Annotated in this window: 21 protein-coding genes and 1 pseudogene; 5 read left to right on the top strand and 17 right to left on the bottom strand. The window is 45.4% G+C overall.

Features of this window, described 5'->3' with window-relative positions; all coding sequences use genetic code 11:
- Positions 1–76: 76 nt before the first annotated feature.
- From C5I45_RS09050 to C5I45_RS09030, 6 genes and pseudogenes are all read right to left on the bottom strand, one after another.
- Positions 77–625, bottom strand: coding sequence for an SLOG family protein (locus C5I45_RS09050; protein ID WP_014305282.1), 549 nt, complete (start codon positions 623–625; stop codon positions 77–79).
- Between the two features lie 88 nt (positions 626–713).
- The gene (gene cotD / locus C5I45_RS09045; RefSeq protein WP_003153539.1) at positions 714–950 is read right to left on the bottom strand and encodes a spore coat protein CotD; all 237 of its coding nucleotides are present in this window, start codon (positions 948–950) and stop codon (positions 714–716) included.
- 83 nt (positions 951–1,033) lie between these two features.
- A pseudogene (locus tag C5I45_RS19655) lies at positions 1,034–1,141 on the bottom strand (hypothetical protein); the annotation flags it as partial.
- A 121-nt stretch (positions 1,142–1,262) separates the two neighbouring features.
- A complete protein-coding gene (locus C5I45_RS09040; protein ID WP_025852649.1) occupies positions 1,263–2,501 on the bottom strand; it encodes a ribonuclease H-like domain-containing protein in 1,239 nt (412 codons plus the stop codon).
- Positions 2,502–2,520: 19 nt separating this feature from the next.
- Complete coding sequence (locus C5I45_RS09035; protein WP_025852651.1) at positions 2,521–4,767, bottom strand: DEAD/DEAH box helicase; 2,247 nt, start codon at positions 4,765–4,767, stop codon at positions 2,521–2,523.
- Between the two features lie 98 nt (positions 4,768–4,865).
- Positions 4,866–5,372: a PTS sugar transporter subunit IIA gene (locus tag C5I45_RS09030; RefSeq protein WP_003153536.1), complete on the bottom strand. Its 507-nt coding sequence runs from the start codon at positions 5,370–5,372 to the stop codon at positions 4,866–4,868.
- A gap of 138 nt (positions 5,373–5,510) precedes the next feature.
- Here C5I45_RS09030 and C5I45_RS09025 point away from each other — a divergent pair, with 138 nt between their 5' ends.
- Positions 5,511–5,924 carry an alpha-crystallin domain-containing protein gene (locus C5I45_RS09025; protein ID WP_003153535.1) on the top strand — a complete coding sequence of 138 codons (414 nt, stop codon included), beginning with the start codon at positions 5,511–5,513 and terminating at the stop codon, positions 5,922–5,924.
- Between the two features lie 29 nt (positions 5,925–5,953).
- Here C5I45_RS09025 and C5I45_RS09020 read toward each other — a convergent pair whose 3' ends face one another.
- On the bottom strand, positions 5,954–6,355 hold the full coding sequence (locus tag C5I45_RS09020) for a YppG family protein (protein ID WP_048367441.1): 402 nt from the start codon (positions 6,353–6,355) through the stop codon (positions 5,954–5,956).
- A gap of 186 nt (positions 6,356–6,541) precedes the next feature.
- Here C5I45_RS09020 and C5I45_RS09015 point away from each other — a divergent pair, with 186 nt between their 5' ends.
- The gene (locus C5I45_RS09015) at positions 6,542–6,724 is read left to right on the top strand and encodes a YppF family protein (RefSeq protein WP_107994338.1); all 183 of its coding nucleotides are present in this window, start codon (positions 6,542–6,544) and stop codon (positions 6,722–6,724) included.
- Between the two features lie 38 nt (positions 6,725–6,762).
- Here the strand turns inward: C5I45_RS09015 and C5I45_RS09010 are convergent, their stop codons facing one another.
- Positions 6,763–7,131, bottom strand: a complete 369-nt coding sequence (locus C5I45_RS09010) for a YppE family protein (RefSeq protein WP_003153529.1) — start codon at positions 7,129–7,131, stop codon at positions 6,763–6,765.
- A 45-nt stretch (positions 7,132–7,176) separates the two neighbouring features.
- Positions 7,177–7,422, bottom strand: coding sequence for a DUF5446 family protein (locus C5I45_RS09005; protein WP_003153527.1), 246 nt, complete (start codon positions 7,420–7,422; stop codon positions 7,177–7,179).
- 205 nt (positions 7,423–7,627) lie between these two features.
- Here C5I45_RS09005 and sspM point away from each other — a divergent pair, with 205 nt between their 5' ends.
- A complete protein-coding gene (gene sspM, locus C5I45_RS09000; RefSeq protein ID WP_003153525.1) occupies positions 7,628–7,732 on the top strand; it encodes an acid-soluble spore protein SspM in 105 nt (34 codons plus the stop codon).
- Between the two features lie 43 nt (positions 7,733–7,775).
- On the opposite strand, the gene C5I45_RS08995 is transcribed toward sspM, so the two are convergent.
- Positions 7,776–8,738, bottom strand: a complete 963-nt coding sequence (locus C5I45_RS08995) for a DUF2515 domain-containing protein (protein WP_014305287.1) — start codon at positions 8,736–8,738, stop codon at positions 7,776–7,778.
- A gap of 41 nt (positions 8,739–8,779) precedes the next feature.
- Here C5I45_RS08995 and recU point away from each other — a divergent pair, with 41 nt between their 5' ends.
- Together recU and C5I45_RS08985 are read left to right on the top strand one after the other, a co-directional pair.
- The gene (gene recU, locus C5I45_RS08990) at positions 8,780–9,388 is read left to right on the top strand and encodes a Holliday junction resolvase RecU (protein ID WP_003153521.1); all 609 of its coding nucleotides are present in this window, start codon (positions 8,780–8,782) and stop codon (positions 9,386–9,388) included.
- A 38-nt stretch (positions 9,389–9,426) separates the two neighbouring features.
- A complete protein-coding gene (locus C5I45_RS08985; protein ID WP_025852655.1) occupies positions 9,427–12,210 on the top strand; it encodes a PBP1A family penicillin-binding protein in 2,784 nt (927 codons plus the stop codon).
- Between the two features lie 77 nt (positions 12,211–12,287).
- Here the strand turns inward: C5I45_RS08985 and C5I45_RS08980 are convergent, their stop codons facing one another.
- The 7 genes from C5I45_RS08980 to C5I45_RS08950 all read right to left on the bottom strand — a co-directional run bounded on the left by C5I45_RS08980 (position 12,288) and on the right by C5I45_RS08950 (position 17,543).
- Positions 12,288–12,779 (bottom strand): YpoC family protein, encoded by a 492-nt coding sequence (locus tag C5I45_RS08980; protein WP_032857086.1) that lies wholly within the window; start codon positions 12,777–12,779, stop codon positions 12,288–12,290.
- Positions 12,776–13,435: an endonuclease III gene (nth, locus tag C5I45_RS08975; RefSeq protein WP_003153517.1), complete on the bottom strand. Its 660-nt coding sequence runs from the start codon at positions 13,433–13,435 to the stop codon at positions 12,776–12,778. Before nth ends, C5I45_RS08980 begins: the two co-directional genes overlap by 4 nt.
- A gap of 18 nt (positions 13,436–13,453) precedes the next feature.
- On the bottom strand, positions 13,454–14,152 hold the full coding sequence (gene dnaD / locus C5I45_RS08970) for a DNA replication protein DnaD (protein WP_003153516.1): 699 nt from the start codon (positions 14,150–14,152) through the stop codon (positions 13,454–13,456).
- A gap of 94 nt (positions 14,153–14,246) precedes the next feature.
- Positions 14,247–15,539, bottom strand: a complete 1,293-nt coding sequence (asnS, locus tag C5I45_RS08965; RefSeq protein ID WP_003153515.1) for an asparagine--tRNA ligase — start codon at positions 15,537–15,539, stop codon at positions 14,247–14,249.
- Between the two features lie 134 nt (positions 15,540–15,673).
- Positions 15,674–16,855: a pyridoxal phosphate-dependent aminotransferase gene (locus tag C5I45_RS08960; RefSeq protein WP_044053365.1), complete on the bottom strand. Its 1,182-nt coding sequence runs from the start codon at positions 16,853–16,855 to the stop codon at positions 15,674–15,676.
- 22 nt (positions 16,856–16,877) lie between these two features.
- Entirely contained in the window at positions 16,878–17,363 is a 486-nt protein-coding gene (tseB, locus tag C5I45_RS08955; RefSeq protein WP_014305291.1) for a cell wall elongation/penicillin-binding protein regulator TseB, read from the bottom strand.
- A gap of 9 nt (positions 17,364–17,372) precedes the next feature.
- Positions 17,373–17,543: a YpmA family protein gene (locus C5I45_RS08950; protein ID WP_003153512.1), complete on the bottom strand. Its 171-nt coding sequence runs from the start codon at positions 17,541–17,543 to the stop codon at positions 17,373–17,375.
- Positions 17,544–17,640 lie beyond the last annotated feature (97 nt).

Here is a 17,640-nt window from a genome sequence, read left to right as displayed (position 1 = left end):
TTTCACCTCATATCGTGAATCATCATGTTATATTTTATTCAGAAACACGTCCCGTTGTCAAATATTCTCTGACGTGTTATGTAAAGAAATCTTCTTCCTCAACGGCGGCACGGAGATCATCCATCGTAATCGAATAAATCGGATATCCGTCTGTTTCACGGCGTTTTTCTGCCTGCTGCAGCATATATTTCGGCGATCCTTCCACCTCCGGATCATATAAAAGCAAAAGCGCATCTGACTTTTCAATAAAGAACGCGTTTTTCTGCCGGAATTGGAGCGGACTTTCGTACGGCCGATGCGTCAGGCTCTCCTCATAATCTGCCTGAGCAAGCACCGCTTCATACATTTCTTTATTCGGCTCCTTCCACTTTTCCTCCTGGCCGTAGAAAGGCGTGATAACGGCAACCTTTAATTCCGGATACTCTTCTCTGAGATCGTACGCCGTTTCTGCCGCCCAAAGCTCAGTCCCCAGCTGTCCGGATATGAGAATCCATTCCAAGCCTTCGTCAATAAAGCTTCTGAGTCTGGTTTCTATCGCCTTTTTTATATAAACAAGCGCCCGGTCATCCTGTTTAAAAATCCCGAGCTCAAACGGCTTGTACCCCGTTACGGCTAATACTTTCAATTGATCACCTGCTTAAAAAATGGGGCTCCCCATCGGGCCCCATTTTGATTTGCTGATATCCTAACCGATCTTGCTTAAGCGTTCAATACTAATGATCGCAGCAAGGGCTTCCGCACTGAAAATGCTGGTGAGTTGTCGGGTCAACATTTGAAAAAGTGTGCGGATAGTAATGAACGTGCTCAAAGTTGTGGTGATTTACGTTAGTTGTATGTTGCGGATGAATATGCGGCACAACCGTGTTAGAAAAGCAATGGTGTTCACAGCAATGAGTCGGATGGACAATCGGCGGCATCACGTTTGGTCTGCAACAATGATGATGAAACATGCTAAATCCCCTCTCCATTAACTTTTATTACACTGTTAGGTTATGAAGAAAAGAGGGTGCATGTTCTAATTCAATCACCCAATTTAAAAGTGTGTCAGCAAACTGTCTTTAAAATTCGAAAATACAAACGCAATCAAAAAAACCACGACAAAGAACAAGTAAAAAACACCTTTATACATACCAACTCTCCCCTATAAATAACTAACGCTATTTTACAAGATGCGGCACCATTCTACAACAAAATCGATGCGGATTCAGAAAAAAATATTTTTGGCGAAACAGCTCGGCTTTTGCGCTTTCCCGGGCAATATTTCAAGAGGAATATTTCCTCTTGAGCCGGGCAATTCTCACATGGAGCTTCTCGGCTTCTTTTTCCGATATTTCCTCGTCTTCTGCCGCCTGCTGCGCGGCCTGCAGAGCTTTTTTGTAATCTTTTGCGTAATGCTCAAAATAGATCGCCAGCTCAACCGCTGATTGGTGTCTGCATGTGTGAAGATCAGAGTCCGTCAGTTTCTCCCAAAGGGGCACGGCGTCTTGCCTGCGGTTTTGTTTTTTATAAAGCATCGCTAAGTCAAAAAGGGCCCGATCCGAATCTTCAAAGTCTTTGCCTTGCAGCGCTTCCAGCTGCAAAACGGCGCGATCGGTTTCTTTATGAGCGATAAACCATTTCGCCATGGCGTATGCTTCCTGACGTTCTGACGTCTGATCAGAAGATGCAAAAATCTTTTTTGACATATGGATGTAAAGAGCGATGAGGGAAAGCACATCTTGTTCATTATGCGAGAGCACTCCCTTTAAAAGAGCCGGGTCCTCCGCCTTTAAAAATTGAAAATACAGCATCGGCGCCAAATAACCAGGGGTGTCTTCGTCCCTTTTAAAAGCAAGCTCTTCATTTTCAACCGCCGAAAGCGATACACGCTCTAATTTATGTTTCCAAAGCCGTCTCGCCCCGTGCAGAAGATCAAAGTGCCCGAAGTCAGGAAGTTTCGGAAGCCTGTCCCGCAGCAATGTATGCCTGGTTTTTACCTGCGGCCAGTCAAAGGCTTTTCCGTTATACGTAACAAGGGACGTAATGTCAACCTCACTTAAAAAGCTTTTGTAAAGAGCCGTCTCGTTTCCCGGTTTAGGGAGCAGATGCTGTTTAACCGCTACACGGTCTTCATACACTCTTGCATGGCCGAGCAAAAAGATCATATTGCCGGCCCCGCCGCCGAGGCCGGTCGTTTCAGTATCAAAGAAGAACAGCTGGCTTTTTTCGTATCCTTCTGCTGATAAAGTATGTGTCAAACCGCCTTTATTCCATAATGCCATGACGTCATCAAGTTCACTGAAGCTGTACCGTCCGTGGCGGTGCGAAAGCGGATAGACGGTTTCGCGGATAAGACAGTATTCATCCTCAAAAAAGAAAGGCTTCACTCCGAGTGCCTCCCATTCTTCTCTAAACGGGACTTGAATATCCGGGACCGAAAGTTGTGAAGCTGCCGGCTTTTTTTCAGCTTCCGGCACATTCAAGTGGTTTTTCATCCGCTTTAATTTATTTTTCAAGGACATCTTTCGTCCCCCTTTTCTTTTACACGTAATTCAAGAGCCGGAGTATCGCTTTCTTTGCATCTATTCCTTCTATTTCGGAGCCGATGCAGGAAGGACACCCGTCTTGACATGGACATTGTCGGATCAGGCGCTCAGCCCCTTCATTGATTTCATCAAATCGTTTATATACTTCATCGGCAAGTCCGATTCCGCCCGGATAATGATCATACAGAAAGATTGTCGGAAGTCCCGTATGTGCGGCTTTGATTTGCGGCACGACATGCACGTCATTTCGATCGCACATGACGTATACAGGCACGATATGCTGCAGGACGTGGGCAATGCCTAAAAGCAGCTGTTCAAGCGTTTTTTCGCCGATTTCCGAATCCGTTTCTTTTAATTCAAGCCAGGCTGCACTGGTATGCAGTTCTTCTTCAGGAAGATGAATCGGTCCTGATCCTATATTTTCAAATGTCGTCATTTTAATTTTTTTAAATATTGTCGGAAGTGCGTTCACGGTGACGTCGCCGAAATGTAAGGCCGTTTTCTTTCTGCTGTCCGTTCTGTCAATGTCCAGCACTTTCAGCTGCACCGCTAAATTGGCATCTGTATAATATTCGACATCGACCTTTCGCACGTACGCTTTTTTATGGTCCCAATCAAGCTTTTCAACCTGATACTGCACCCCTTCATGAAGATAAATCGCTTCATCATGAAGAAGCGTCATCGCGCTGAAGCGGTCCATTTCTCCGATGATTTTTACATCAGCCGTCTCTGACCGGTCAACGATGACCACGTTTTCCTGTGACGCTGAACGGAGACTGATATTGGAGGCGGGAAAAGATTCGCTCGCCCAGTGATAGCGTTCGCGGTTTTCGTGAAGCACCCCTTCTTCCTCTAAATACTCGAGAATGTCCCTCGCATCATTTTCTCCGAATGTTTCATCGGCTCTGAAAGGCAGCTCATATGCGGCGCATTTCAGGTGGTCGACCAATATAATGAGATTATCGGGATTAATCCTTGCAGATTCAGGCGAGCGTTTAAAGAAATAATCAGGATGGCGGACAATATATTGGTCAATCGGATCAGAGTTCGCCACCATCACGATAAGCGCCTCACCCTGCCGGCGCCCGGCCCGGCCCGCCTGCTGCCATGCGCTCGCGACACTGCCCGGGTACCCCGTCATCACGCAGACCTGAAGCTGGCCGATATCAACGCCGAGCTCCAGCGCGTTTGTGCTGACAACGCCGAGAATGCTGCCGTCTCTTAACCCCCGCTCTATTTCTCTTCTTTCTTTCGGTAGATATCCGCCGCGATAGCCTCTGACAGACTTCGCGCCGATTTCTTTTTTTACGATCTCCTGAATGTGGCTTAAAATAATTTCGACCCGGACACGGCTTCTGGCAAAAACAATCGTCTGGATCTTATTTTTTAAAAAAGTTTTGGCAAGTTCGTTCACTTCCACGGTGGCGCTTTTTCGAATATGCAGCGGTTTATTTACAATCGGAGGATTGTAAAAAGCAAAGTGCTTTCTTCCTGCCGGGGCACCGTTGTCGTCAATCAGGCGCACGGATTTTCCCGTCAGCTGCTCCGCCAACTCCCTCGGATTGGCGATTGTGGCGGATGTACAGATAAATGACGGCTTGCTTCCGTAAAAAGCGCAGATTCTCATTAAACGGCGGATGACGTTCGCCACATGGCTGCCGAATACACCGCGGTACGTATGTAATTCATCAATGACGATATATTTCAGGTTTTCAAACAGACTCACCCATTTTGTATGATGGGGAAGAATGGCTGAATGAAGCATATCGGGATTTGTGATCACAATATGCCCGGCCTTTCTGACTTTCTGCCTGATAGCCGGAGACGTATCTCCGTCATAGGTGAAGCTTTTAATATCCATGCCCGTCTCGTCTATGATTTCATTCAGCTCGCTTTTTTGATCCTGCGCGAGCGCCTTTGTCGGAAATAAATAAAGTGCGCGGCTTGTGGCATCTTCCGCGATAGACTGAAGAACCGGAAGATTATAGCACAGTGTTTTTCCGGAGGCCGTCGGTGTGACGGCCACAATGCTTTCTCCGTTTTGAACCGTCTGAAAAGCGGAGTATTGATGTGTAAAAAGCCGCTCGATCCCCCTCTTTTCGAGAGCCGCCCGAATGTTCGGATCTACTTGCTCCGGCATCGGCATGGTTTTCGCCTCCCGCGGTTCCTCTTCATGCCAATGCACAATATTTTCATGATTTTTTAATTCCTGAATCAGTTCGCTCAGTGATTTTTTCTTCATCGTTCACACCTCTTTATGAGGTACAGTTTACCGAATATTTGTTTGCCTGGCTAGATGAAAATCCTGCACAAGAAAAAAAGCAGGGAATCAGCCCCTGCCTACTTCATTTTTATCGTAAAAAGCTCTGTTTGTCCTTTTTTCGCTTCATTTGCGCCTGCAAATTGCAAAGGTTCTGCGGCATCGCCATTCATAATCACCATAGGGATGACGGTGCTGCTTGCTTTTTCTTTTATTAAATCCAGCCGGCACGTTAAAAGCAGATCGCCTGTTTTCACTTTGTCTCCTTCTTTTACATGCGCTTCAAAGCCTTCGCCGTTCATATTGACGGTATCCAAACCGACATGTATCAAAAGTTCCGCTCCGGAAAGGGTGCGGATGCCGACAGCGTGTTTTGTATGGAACAGCTGAATCACTTCTCCCTCAACCGGTGAAACAATTTCTCCGTTTGCAGGCTCGACGGCGATCCCGTCCCCCATCATTTTTTGTGAAAATACAGGATCCGGCACTGAAGCCAAATCCATCACCGCTCCGTCAGCCGGAGAAAAAATCACTTCCTCGGCCGGCTTTTTCCGGCTGTCTCCCAATCCGAATAATTTTTTCAGCAATGTGTTGTGCTCCCCTTCCTAAATGTGAATCCGTTACCAGTTTATTCTCCACTATTTAACCATACTTTCTTTTTTCCTTCAATTCTTAACCATACGGCATAGCATCGCATAGTCTGTTTGTAAAAAGGCGGTGGTCATATGGATCAATCCCAAAACGATAAACTTGATCCGCAAAGTAATGAGGACATCATCAGCCATGCGATGGACCAATTTTTTCACTCAGGTCCCTTCGCAGAATTGATGCAGGGTTTTCAGCACCTTGTCAATTCGGCTTTTACTGAAGCGCAAGTGACGATTGACGTCAGAGAAGAGCCGACGGGGCTCGCGGTTGATATCGGCGTTCCCGAGACGTTCCGTGACGGGGATATGCTGGTGGAAACGAAAGGGTGCTACCTTCACGTTACAATCCGCTACGATCATAAACAGGCTCAATCATCCCATGTGTCTTCAAGCATGACAAGAACCGTTGTCCTCCCGTATAAGGTAAGTGAAGAAGATATGGAAACATCCTGGAATGAACAGACGCTTACCCTCTTTTTCCCTAAAAAATAAGCATGAATGATGGATATCATTCATGCTTTTTATTTGAAGATACTGGTGAAGCCTTTCACCAGCGATCCGACCTGATTTACGGCGCTTACCATCTGCCCCGTTGTATCCATCATTTTATTGAAGTCAAACTGTCCATTCGTTTTTTTAAACTGGGAGAGTATGCCTGAGAATTGGGAAGACTGCTGCTGATTCGGTCTGGGAACGGGGTAAGGATTCACAAACCCCGGCTGGCCCCCGGGCATGCCTGCCTGAGGAGGAGCAGGAGCAAACGGCTGCTGTATATGACCGTATTCCTGATTCGGATAAAATTGCTGCGGGTACTGCCCTTGCTGATGATATGGCGGCTGCTGCAATGGCTGTATCTGCTGCGGGTAGAAATATCCCGCCGGCTGCTGGTACATATTTTGATATGGCTGCGCTCTCCATTGCATATGACATTCCCCCTTGTCTCTCACTAAGTTTCTGCTATATATGTATGAATTCCGCCTTGGTTATGTGCTTTCGGTGATTCTGATCTTTGTCAAATGCTGTCGAAAGTCTTAATTTTTTAAAAACAGAAAAAAGTCGAATCGTTATGTTAACATAATCTCAACATACATGAGAGGGGATGCACCATTATGAACGTATCATACTTAAGAAAGCGTTTTGCTGAAGTGAAAAAATATGAAACAGATTGTGCAGATAAACTGATGGACTTTGCAAAATTCCTCTATATTCAAGGCCATTTCACCGCAACCGAATTTCGAAACAGTATGAAGGTTCTCGAAGCAAGTGGAGCAGAAAACCCGGCGTATGAATAACATACCCGACCCCTTTATATAAAAGAAGGCAGCCGTTTTCAGCTGCCTTCTTTTTCAATTTCATCCCTTAATATACGAAGCGTATATAAAACAGATTCAGTTAAATCCCTGTATCTTTTTTTATGAATATGATGAACATATGATTGGAGCATCAGCTCCCCGAAATTTTCTGTAACGGCCTGAATTTGTGCATGATGAACGTATTTCGGACGGTTTTCCTGAATAAACGCAAGCGCTGCTTCTGTCCAAAGCGCGCAAAGCCGGTCTCTTTTTTCAACATCGGGTTTAATCGTCTCAAAAAAATCATATGAACGGCCTGACTCTTTTCCATCCTGATACCTTTTTTCGGCTTCCAGAACCGCCTCTATCATTTGTTCTGTCAGCTCCAATAACGACTGTGTCTGCAAACGGACTCACCTCAGTACATATGGTACCAAAGTTTTTGCACAAAATCAGCTTATCCGGCAGACTCGCGGCAAATCCTTTTTACGCCGGTCAGTCAAAAACAGGTCATCAATACAAACATGAAGCTCCCGCGCCTCTTCCTCAAGACGGGAAAGTTTCTCCTGTCTGATTTCTTCAGCTTCCGCCTGACAGCATCTGACTGCTTGGGTAAGCGTTTTTTCAGCAGCAGAAATCCGGATTTCGATATCAGAAAGCAGACGGAGAATATCAGCCTTGCTCGTGTAAACAGACATTCATGTTCCTCCCTTTTATCACTTGCATCTCTTTCAAATATAATTCTCGTTTTCATACCGCTCTCCTCTGCACATGACAAAACTAGAAGCAGTTCGGCAAACAAACAGAGATTATCCTAAAAGGCGTGCCTTTCGACAAAAAAGTGCCGCAAACTTTGTATGAACCGGCACGTTAATGCAAACGATACAGTTGAGGAGGTGCCGTATGAAAACGAGACCGAAAAATGCAGGTAAACAGCAAAAAACCGAAGCAAAAACGACTGATACGCTTGATAAAAAATTAGGCGGCCCAAACCGCCCTTCCACGTAACACATCAGCAGCCCGAAACCCCAGCGAACGGTTTCGGGCTTTTTCATTTCTTCAGCCACTCTTTAACCGCGAAGAGCGCATGGAGCTCCCGTCTTTTCTGGAAGTACCAGTCCGTCAGTTCAAGCTGTTTCGGCATTTTCTCCTGTAAGAAAGCCCCTTTTCTTAACCTTTTTTGAAACCAATCCGCCCTTTCGCCGTCTAATGGGTGGGCAACAATGGGATAGGTTGTCCTAAGCATCGGTGATGTTCTTTTTTTGATGCCGATCATTTTCTCCATATCAAAGCGTGAACCGGTATGAGGAACGGTATCAAGAAAACGGTAAAAAGAAGCGTGAAGATCAGGGCTGAACAGAAGGCGGGCCAGCTGTTTTCCGAGCGTAATTCTCTCTTCGGTTTTTGAAAACCGTTTGACGGAAATTCCGTATAAATGTCCGTCAAATGAAGGGAATATCACCGTATTAAAGTGAAACCAATCACTTAAATAAAAAGGAATCGTGCCAAAAACATTCTTTTTAAACGAAGGATTTTGTATAATAGGTGCTTGGATAGTGTTTTGTTCATTTATAATAAGAGCATACATGAGCCGTTCCGTATCTCCGTCACGCCAAAAGCGGAACCATTCTTCCTGCATAAAAGCCGAGACGCGGAAATAAGGAAGATGACGGAAAAGAGGTTCGCCGATTTGTTTTGACCACTGGTAGACCAGAAGCTGAGGATAGGCATCAGAAAAAATCAGCCAATTCGCCCTTTCATACGAAAGGAAAAACCAGTTTTTCTGACTGCTGTCAAGGCCCTCCTGATAAAGGACGCCTCTTAAATCAGTCATCGACCAGCCCGCATTGCGGGACACAAAGGATGCCAAAAGCGGCCACTTGATCTCAGGATGGCGGTCATAATATGCTTTATAGGCATTCGTCCGGGAAATATTATCGGCATTTTTTATTTTCGTCTCTTTTTCGATCAGGCGAAGAATGGCGGTTACGGTCTGTCGTTTATGCACGTTCATTCACTTCCGTCACTATTAGTTTGATAAGGAGGATGGAAAAAGTGATTCGGTACCCGAATGGAAAAACTTTTCAGCCGAACAAAACGGTTTCATCCCAAAACAGCCAGAAACGGTCTCATTCATACAGTAATCGCGGCATGACCCTCGAAGACGACCTGAATGAAACGAATAAGTATTATCTGGCTAACCAAATTGCTGTCATTCACAAAAAGCCGACACCCGTCCAGATTGTAAACGTCCACTATCCGAAAAGAAGCGCCGCAGTCATTAAGGAAGCTTATTTTAAACAGTCTTCAACAACTGACTACAACGGCATTTATAAAGGACGCTACATCGATTTCGAGGCAAAAGAAACAAAAAACAAAACGGCATTTCCCCTGCAGAATTTTCATGATCATCAGATTGAGCATATGAAGCAGGTGGTCAGGCAAGACGGCATTTGTTTTGTTATTATATCCGCTTTCGGAAAGGTTTATTTCCTCGAAGCCGACAAGCTGTTTGTCTTTTGGGAGAGAAAGGAGAAGAACGGCAGAAAATCAATTCGCAAAGACGAATTAGAAGATGCTTCCTTTCCGATTTCCCTTGGATACTCACCGAGAATTGATTATATTAGTATTATTGAACAGCTTTATTTTTCGCAGGAACAGTAGACTGAGCGAAAGGTTGATAAACGAAAGGTTGAGATGTTATGTCAGATCAATTTACGAGCCGTGAAGAACGCCGTAAGGCAAGGCAGACGAAAAGCACTAAGCCCTCTTCACCGAAAAAAGGCAAGAAACAGCGTAAAGGCGGTTTATTCAAAAAGATTGTGCTGTCCTTGGTTATTCTGTTTGTCCTTGGCATAGTCGGCGGAGCGGCGGCATTTGCCGTTTTGGTTTCCGGCGCGCCGTCTTTGGACGAAGCCAAGCTGAAAACGCCTTACTCTTCAACGATTTACGATAAAAACGGAAAAGAAATCGCGGAAGTGGGCGGTGAAAAACGAACCTACGTCCCGATTAAGGATATACCCGATGTTGTGAAAGAAGCATTTATCGCAACTGAAGACGCCCGTTTTTATAAGCACCACGGTATAGACCCGATTCGTATCGGAGGCGCTTTGGTCGCCAACTTTACGGATGGGTTCGGTTCAGAGGGAGGAAGCACAATCACCCAGCAGGTTGTGAAAAACTCGCTTTTGACCCATCAGAAAACGATTAAACGGAAAGCACAGGAAGTGTGGCTTTCCCTGCAGCTGGAGCGCCATTATTCTAAAGATGAAATCTTAGAAATGTATTTAAACAGAATTTATTTCTCACCGCGCGCCTACGGCGTCGGAAAAGCGGCTGAAGAATTCTTCGGCGTAAAAGACTTGAGCAAGCTTACGGTTGAACAGGCGGCGACGCTTGCCGGAATGCCGCAAAGCCCGACCGGATATAACCCGGTTAAAAACCCGAAGGCTTCCGAAAAACGACGAAACATCGTTCTCAGCTTAATGGAAAAACAAGGATTCATTTCAAACTCTGAATACCAAAAAGCGAAGAAAGTGTCCATGAAAGATGAAGGCGTCGTCAGCCAAAAGGAATACGATAAAAAGGACACAAATAAATACAGCGCTTTTGTCGAAGAAGTTATGAAAGAAATTGAGACAAAAGAAAAGAAAGACGTCGATATTTCAACTGACGGACTGAAAATTTATACGACTCTTGATACGAAAGCACAAGATTATCTTGATCAATTGATGAACGGCGATACAGCCGGATTTACCGAAGGCATGCAGGGCGGCGTCACGCTCCTTGATACGACAAACGGAGAAATCCGCGCCATCGGAGCAGGACGGAACAGAACTGCAGGCGGATTCAATTATGCAACACAAGGTAAAACCCAGCCCGGTTCAACCATAAAACCGATTCTTGATTACGGCCCGGTCATTGAAAATAAAAAATGGTCGACGTATGAGCAGATTGACGATTCTGCATATACGTACTCTAACGGCACACCGATCCATGATTATGACAATAGATACAGAGGCCAGATATCAATGCGAGAGGCCCTCGCAGACTCACGTAATATCCCTGCTTTAAAAGCATTCCAAGCAGTTGGAAAGGATAATGCCGTGGACTTTGCAAACGACCTGGGATTAGGTTTAAACAAAGATCAAGTATATGAGCCCTATTCTATCGGCGGTTTTGGGGATGAAAATCGCGGTGTATCTACTATGACCATGGCAGGCGCCTACAGCGCTTTCGGAAATAACGGAACGTACAATGAACCGCATGCGGTCACATCAATTGAATTTAATGACGGCACTAAGCTTGATTTAACACCGAAACCGAAAAGTGCTATGAGCGATTACACGGCATTCATGATTACCGATATGCTCAAAACAGTCGTGCAGTCAGGAACAGGCAGACTGGCTCAAGTACCGAACGTGGAAGTCGCCGGTAAAACGGGTACGACAAACTTTACTAAAGGTGATATTCAAAAATATAACATTGCTCCAGGCGGAGTTCCGGATTCCTGGTTTGTCGGATACACCCCTCAATATACTGCGGCGGTTTGGACCGGAGTTGAGTCTGGCAACAAAGCAGGCAAGAAATCACTGTCTTCTGCAGACCAGCAAGTCGCAAAACGGATTTTCCAAAAGCTGATCTCATACGTTGATGACGGTAAAGGAAGCTTCAAGCAGCCTGACAGCGTCGTAAAAGAAACAGTTGAGAAAGGCTCGAATCCTGCCGCTTTAGCCGGACCGAACACGCCGGATGATAAAAAAGTGACGGAGTACTTCGTGAAAGGGACGCAGCCAACTGCCGTTTCTAAAACGTATACGAAAGAAAAAGCCGATAAACCGACAGGATTGCAAGTGAAATACGACAAAGATAAAAAATCATTAACCTTAAGCTGGAATTATGACGGTGATGCAACATTCAATGTCAAACAATCCGTTGACGGCGGAAGCTACAGTGACATTCAAAACAGTTCGGCAAAAGAAGCCGTCGTCTCAGATGTCACGCCAGGCTCCACATACAGCTTCCAGGTGACAGCGGAAAACGATGACGGAAAAAGCGATACGGCATCAGCATCTTTCAAAGTCCCGAAAGATGAAGAAGACGATGCGGATAAAGATAAAGCGACTGACGATGAACAGAAGACTGATGAAGATAAAGATAAGGACAAGACGCAAACCGATGATTCAAACAAAGATGACGATCAGACAAATACGTCTGACGGATCGGATCAAACACCAACTGATGACCCGGATAAAAATCAGGATCAATCCGATAAGGATCAAACAGATAACAACAATCAGAATCAGCCCGGCAACGGGACCGATAACAACGGACAGCAAGATAACGGCTCTGATAATGATTCCGATTCCGGTTCAGACGGCTCAAATAAACCTGACAGCGGTCAAACGGATAAAAACCAAGACTCATCTTCAACTATCAACGGGCAGTCCAATTCGTCAACCATCCAGTCAAATCCCGCTCATTAGCGGACGAAATCCTTCACCCCAAACAGGTGAAGGATTTTTTTCGTACAAAAAAACCTCCTTATGGGAAAAGGAGGTTTTTAACATTTGTTCATGGCTTCATATTTATGATATTGTTTCTTCATCTCCGTCATCAATTCATCCAGCTGAATAAACGAGTGATATTGAGTCGGTTTTGTTAAAATAAACGCCATTCGCTCCGCCCAATTGATCGGTTCCGCGGGAAAATGCTTTGTTTCAAGCACAGTCCAGTCGAGTGATGTGACCCGCTCCCCTGCCGTCCAATGAAAAGCGGCAATCAGACAGGCTATTCCCTTCAGCATGTCATTTTGATCACACCTCGATTTTCTTGTTTGAAAAACGGGAAGCAGCGTTTCTTTCGTTTCATTCCAAATCTGAAAAAGAAACGGGACATATTCGCCCCTTTCCCTCCATGGCTGCACTGTTGGCTGGCCGCTGAAATCCATATACAGCGGATGGCGGCGCAGCGCCGCTTTGATCTCGAGGCTTTCCAAGTCCGTAAGGCTGCGCAGGTATGTTTCATAGCCTGCCAGAATGTCAATCGCCGTCACCGTTTCACCAGCCCTTTTTTGTCACGCTTCTGCCCTTCTCTGCATAGCGGAAGCAAAGGACATTCCGCACAGCGGGGAGATTGCGCTTTACAGTGATACCGGCCGAAAAATATTAATCTGTGATGCGTAACAGACCAATCCTCTTTCGGCACTTTTTTCATTAATGTTTTCTCTACTTCCAAAACAGAGTCCTTCCAGCGGCAGATGCCGAGCCGTTTAGAGACCCGCTCCACATGAGTGTCTACTGCGATCGCAGGTACGCCGAAAGCAACAGACACGACCACATTTGCCGTTTTCCGTCCGACACCCGGCAGCTTCACAAGCTCATCCCGGTCTTTCGGCACTTCTCCGCCGTACTCTTCAATGATCATTTTGCTCAGCTTTTGAATATTTTTGGCTTTATTACGGTACAGACCGATTGATTTAATATCCTGCTGGAGTTCTTCCAGCGATACGGCAAGATAATCTTCAGGCCGTTTATATTTTTGAAATAGCGTTTTTGTCACTCTGTTGACGAGAGCGTCCGTACATTGTGCGGATAATGCGACTGCCACAACCAATTCGAAAGGATTTGAATGGACAAGTTCACATTCTGCGTGCGGAAACATATCGCCGATTTTTTCAAGACAATATTCAATCTGCTTTAAATTTAACACGTTTCTCCCCTTCTCATGTTATTGTTCCAGCCAATTGTAAAAAGGCACCTGCCTCGTATACTCTTTTTGCGGATCATTCTGTTTCGTTTGAACACGCCGGAATTTTTGGCTGTGCGCCTTCGCCTGCTCAACCGTTTTGAAGCCGTTCTTTTTCCATTCAAATAAAATCCGGTCAATATAGCGAAAACTGAGTTTCCCCGATAAAACGGCTTCTTTTAAGGCGTGTTTAATCAGAATCGCATCATGCTGATCCTGATCCTGCCATATGGCCAGCGTCTCGCATTCAAGCGGCGACAGCGGTCTTCCGAACTCTTCTTCAAAGATGGTATACAGGCTTTTTTGTTCTCTTTCTGACGTTCTTTCCTGCGTTTCATTTTGAGAATGCTGCATGTAATCATACAGCTTCGCCCATAACGGCTGCAGAGAATATTTTTCAAACTTTATGCCGTTATGGTCTTCACATTCTTCAATAAACAGAAAACCTTTTTGAATAAACATTCTCAGGCAGCTTGTACACTCTTCAGCAGAGATGGACATGCCTGATTGAAGTTCAAACGGCGTCGGAAAATAAGAGCCCTTTTCCAAATGCATTTTAATCTTCAAAAGCAGGATCAATTCGGTTTCATTCAGCCCGAGCTGCCGGTAATGTGTCAGCAGCAGGTTGGGAATGCTTGAAATGCCGAGTTCCTGCATATCTATAAATTGCTGTTTTTTCATCCTTACACCTCTTACTGTAAAAGGTTATCTCCGGGAGCTTTCCCCTTTACTTAGAAAAAGTCTCCCTTGCAGGAGACTTCGTTTTTCATAACTATTACGGATACAGACGGTTCAGAAGTCTCGGGAACGGAATCGTTTCACGCACGTGAGGCGCTCCGCTGATCCAAGCCACTGTCCGCTCAAGTCCGAGGCCGAAGCCGGAGTGCGGAACTGAACCGTATTGTCTGAGTTCAGCATACCATTTGTAAGCATCTGAATCCAGACCGTGTTCTTTTAATCTTTCTTCCAATAAATCCATATCATGAACGCGTTCTGAACCGCCGATGATTTCCCCGTAGCCTTCCGGAGCGATTAAGTCGGCACATAACACGACATCGTCACGATCTTTGGCAGGCTGCATATAAAACGGTTTTAATGACGTCGGGTAATGAGTGATAAACACCGGTTTGTCATAGCTTTCTGCAATCGCTGTTTCATGCGGCGCACCGAAGTCATCTCCCCACTCAATATCGTCAAAGCCTTTTTCTTTCAGGAATTCAATCGCTTTATCGTACGTAATGCGCGGGAATGGCGCTTTGATTTGTTCAAGCTTCGATGTGTCTCTTCCTAATGTGTTCAGCTCGATCTTACAATGTTCCAGCACACTTTGTACGATGTATGCAACATAATTCTCCTGAACTTCAAGGTTTTCTTCAAATTCAACAAATGCCATTTCAGGCTCAATCATCCAGAATTCGATGAGATGGCGTTTCGTTTTCGATTTTTCCGCTCTGAACGTCGGTCCGAAAGAGAATACTTTTCCGAGCGCCATTGCAGCTGCTTCCATATACAGCTGGCCGCTTTGAGACAAGAAGGCGTCTTCATCAAAATATTTCGTCGCGAACAGCTCAGTCGTGCCTTCGGGAGCGCTTCCCGTCAAAATCGGCGGATCAACTTTCACGAAGCCTTCTTTGTTGAAAAATTCATAAGTCGCACGGATGATTTCGTTACGGATTTTCATAATCGCGTGCTGGCGTTTCGAACGGAGCCATAAATGTCTGTGATCCATTAAGAATTCCGTACCGTGCTCTTTAGGCGTAATCGGATAATCAGTCGCTTCGTGAATGACTTCAATGGATGTAACAGCAAGCTCATAGCCAAGCGGTGAACGCTCGTCCTCTTTCACAATTCCTTTTACATAAAGTGACGTTTCCTGCGTCACTGATTTCGCAATTTGGAAGATGTCTTCTTCTACTTCAGCTTTGACGACAACTCCCTGAATGAAGCCGGTACCGTCTCTCAGCTGTAAAAATGCGATTTTACCGCTTGAGCGTTTATTAGCGACCCAAGCTCCAATCGTTACTTCCTCGCCTGTGTGTTTATACACTTGGTTGATTGTTGTTTTCAAACTCTTTCCCTCCAGAACAAGAAAGACATTCAGGAATCTGCCTGAATCTCTTTTTTCATCACTTTATTATACCCGTTCTACTCTAACGGGGTCAATGTAAGTGAAAAGCGGCTTTAAAAGCCGCTTTTTCAGAATCAGCTGTGTTTTTCCGTAAAGCGGCGGATTCTCTTGACCGCTTCTTCTAAAAGATCGAGTGACGTTGCGTAAGATAAGCGGACGTTGTCCGGTGAACCGAAACCCGAGCCCGGCACGATGGCGACTTTTTCTTCTTCCAGAAGCGCCTTGACGTATTCATCGACATCTTTGAATCCGCAGTTTTCTGCGGCCGCTTTGGCGTTAGGGAACAAGTAAAACGCCCCTTCAGGTTTGACACAGGTGAATCCGGGAATCTCACTGAGCTGAGCGTAAATGGTATTCAGTCTGTCCTCAAATGCCTGTCTCATCTCTTCAAGCGGCTCAGCCGGCCCGTTATAGGCCGCAATGGCGCCGTATTGAGCGATGGACGTCGGATTGGATGTGCTGTGGCTCGCAAGGCTCGTCATCGCTTTAATAATCGTCTCCGAACCCGCCGCATAGCCGATCCTCCAGCCCGTCATGCTGTGAGATTTCGAAACGCCGTTAATGATAATCGTCTGCTCTTTCAATTCATCTGAAAGCTGTGCGATTGAGACGTGTTTTTTTCCTCCGTATGTAAGCTTCTCATAAATCTCGTCAGAAACGATCAGAATGCCATGCTCCAGACACACTTTTCCGAGTTCCGCAAGCTCTTCCTTCGTATACATAACACCTGTCGGGTTGCTCGGTGAATTGATAATGAGGGCTTTTGTTTTCTCGGTGATAGCCTGCTTCAGCTGCTCCGGTGAAATTTTAAACTGATTGGATTCCAGCCCTTCTGCATAGACGGGACGCCCCCCTGCCAGTTTCACCTGCTCAGGATAGCTGACCCAGTAAGGAGTCGGTATAATCACTTCGTCCCCTTCATCGAGAATGACCTGAAATAATGTATACAGAGCGTGTTTCGCTCCAGTGCAGACAATGATTTCTGACGGCTTATATTCAATCCCCTGATCGTTTTTGAATTTTTTTGCGATACTGTCTTTCAAGGCCGGCAGACCGCCTGAAGGCGTATATTTCGTATAGCCTTCATTCATGGAACGCACCGCGGCATCTATAATGTGCTGAGGCGTATTAAAATCCGGTTCTCCTGCTCCGAGGCCGATGACATCATGGCCTTCCGCTTTCAGCTCTTTCGCTTTTGCGGTAATTGCAAGTGTTGCAGACGGTGTTAATGCGGATACTCTTTTTGCCAATTTCAACTTGAACTCCCCCTAATACGTCTCACGGTGTGATGTTTTTGAGAATCTTGCCGCTTGTAAAGTCCACATAGCTAAAGCTATACTGCCCGCTTTTGTTGATATAGGTCACTTCCCATAACGGAACATTGTTTTCTCTCGCCGGGTGAACGCCATTCAGCTTGGAAACAAGCCCTTCGTCCCGAACGATCTTGGCAGCCTTGCCGCTTGAAATGCCGTCACTGGCTTTTTTTGAGAGAATTTTTGCTTTTTTGTCGGCCGGAACCCATACATACATATCTTTTCCATGTTTATCCGTTCCGGTAACAACATAATATTTCTGTTTGCCGACAAAGGTCTCCACTTTCTCAGCGTCTGTCAGATTCGTTTTTTCTTTAGCGGCTGCGGCAGCTGTTTCGTGGCCTTCTTCTTTTTGAGCCATTGCAGATTTAAAAATGCTGGCCGAAAATAAAAGAACTGCTAAAAAAATAATACCAAATACGGCTGTAAATATTAATGCTTTTTTTCTCATCTTTTTCACCTATGTGCGATAAATGGTGAAGACCGCTTCATTTTGATTTTCTTCGTCGAGCGCAAGGCCGAACATCAGGTTGTCCCGTTTCAAAGTCCGGTTTAATGTATCGACGATTTTATATAAATCATCTGAATGCTCCACATTAATCGTTGACAGAATTTCAATTTTGCTTTCCATTTTTATACCCTCCATCGGTCGAACAAATTTTGTTAGTCATAACGGGATGCGCCCGCGGCATAATAAAATCACAAGGCGGCATGAACCCGCTTTTACT

The sequence above is a fragment of the Bacillus sp. ZY-1-1 genome, from assembly GCF_003047165.1.
Lineage (GTDB): Bacteria > Bacillota > Bacilli > Bacillales > Bacillaceae > Bacillus > Bacillus velezensis.
The sequence above is the reverse complement of the archived record's forward strand: the minus strand, read 5'-3'. Positions and strand labels throughout refer to the sequence as shown.

Coding starts and splice junctions, on each gene's coding strand:
- cotD (WP_003153539.1), bottom strand. CDS start 950: ATGTTTCATCATCATTGTTGCAGACCAAACGTGATGCCGCCGATTGTC.
- C5I45_RS09040 (WP_025852649.1), bottom strand. CDS start 2,501: ATGTCCTTGAAAAATAAATTAAAGCGGATGAAAAACCACTTGAATGTG.
- C5I45_RS09035 (WP_025852651.1), bottom strand. CDS start 4,767: ATGAAGAAAAAATCACTGAGCGAACTGATTCAGGAATTAAAAAATCAT.
- C5I45_RS09025 (WP_003153535.1), top strand. CDS start 5,511: ATGGATCAATCCCAAAACGATAAACTTGATCCGCAAAGTAATGAGGAC.
- C5I45_RS09020 (WP_048367441.1), bottom strand. CDS start 6,355: ATGCAATGGAGAGCGCAGCCATATCAAAATATGTACCAGCAGCCGGCG.
- C5I45_RS09015 (WP_107994338.1), top strand. CDS start 6,542: ATGAACGTATCATACTTAAGAAAGCGTTTTGCTGAAGTGAAAAAATAT.
- C5I45_RS09005 (WP_003153527.1), bottom strand. CDS start 7,422: ATGTCTGTTTACACGAGCAAGGCTGATATTCTCCGTCTGCTTTCTGAT.
- sspM (WP_003153525.1), top strand. CDS start 7,628: ATGAAAACGAGACCGAAAAATGCAGGTAAACAGCAAAAAACCGAAGCA.
- C5I45_RS08995 (WP_014305287.1), bottom strand. CDS start 8,738: ATGAACGTGCATAAACGACAGACCGTAACCGCCATTCTTCGCCTGATC.
- C5I45_RS08985 (WP_025852655.1), top strand. CDS start 9,427: ATGTCAGATCAATTTACGAGCCGTGAAGAACGCCGTAAGGCAAGGCAG.
- dnaD (WP_003153516.1), bottom strand. CDS start 14,152: ATGAAAAAACAGCAATTTATAGATATGCAGGAACTCGGCATTTCAAGC.
- tseB (WP_014305291.1), bottom strand. CDS start 17,363: ATGAGAAAAAAAGCATTAATATTTACAGCCGTATTTGGTATTATTTTT.
- C5I45_RS08950 (WP_003153512.1), bottom strand. CDS start 17,543: ATGGAAAGCAAAATTGAAATTCTGTCAACGATTAATGTGGAGCATTCA.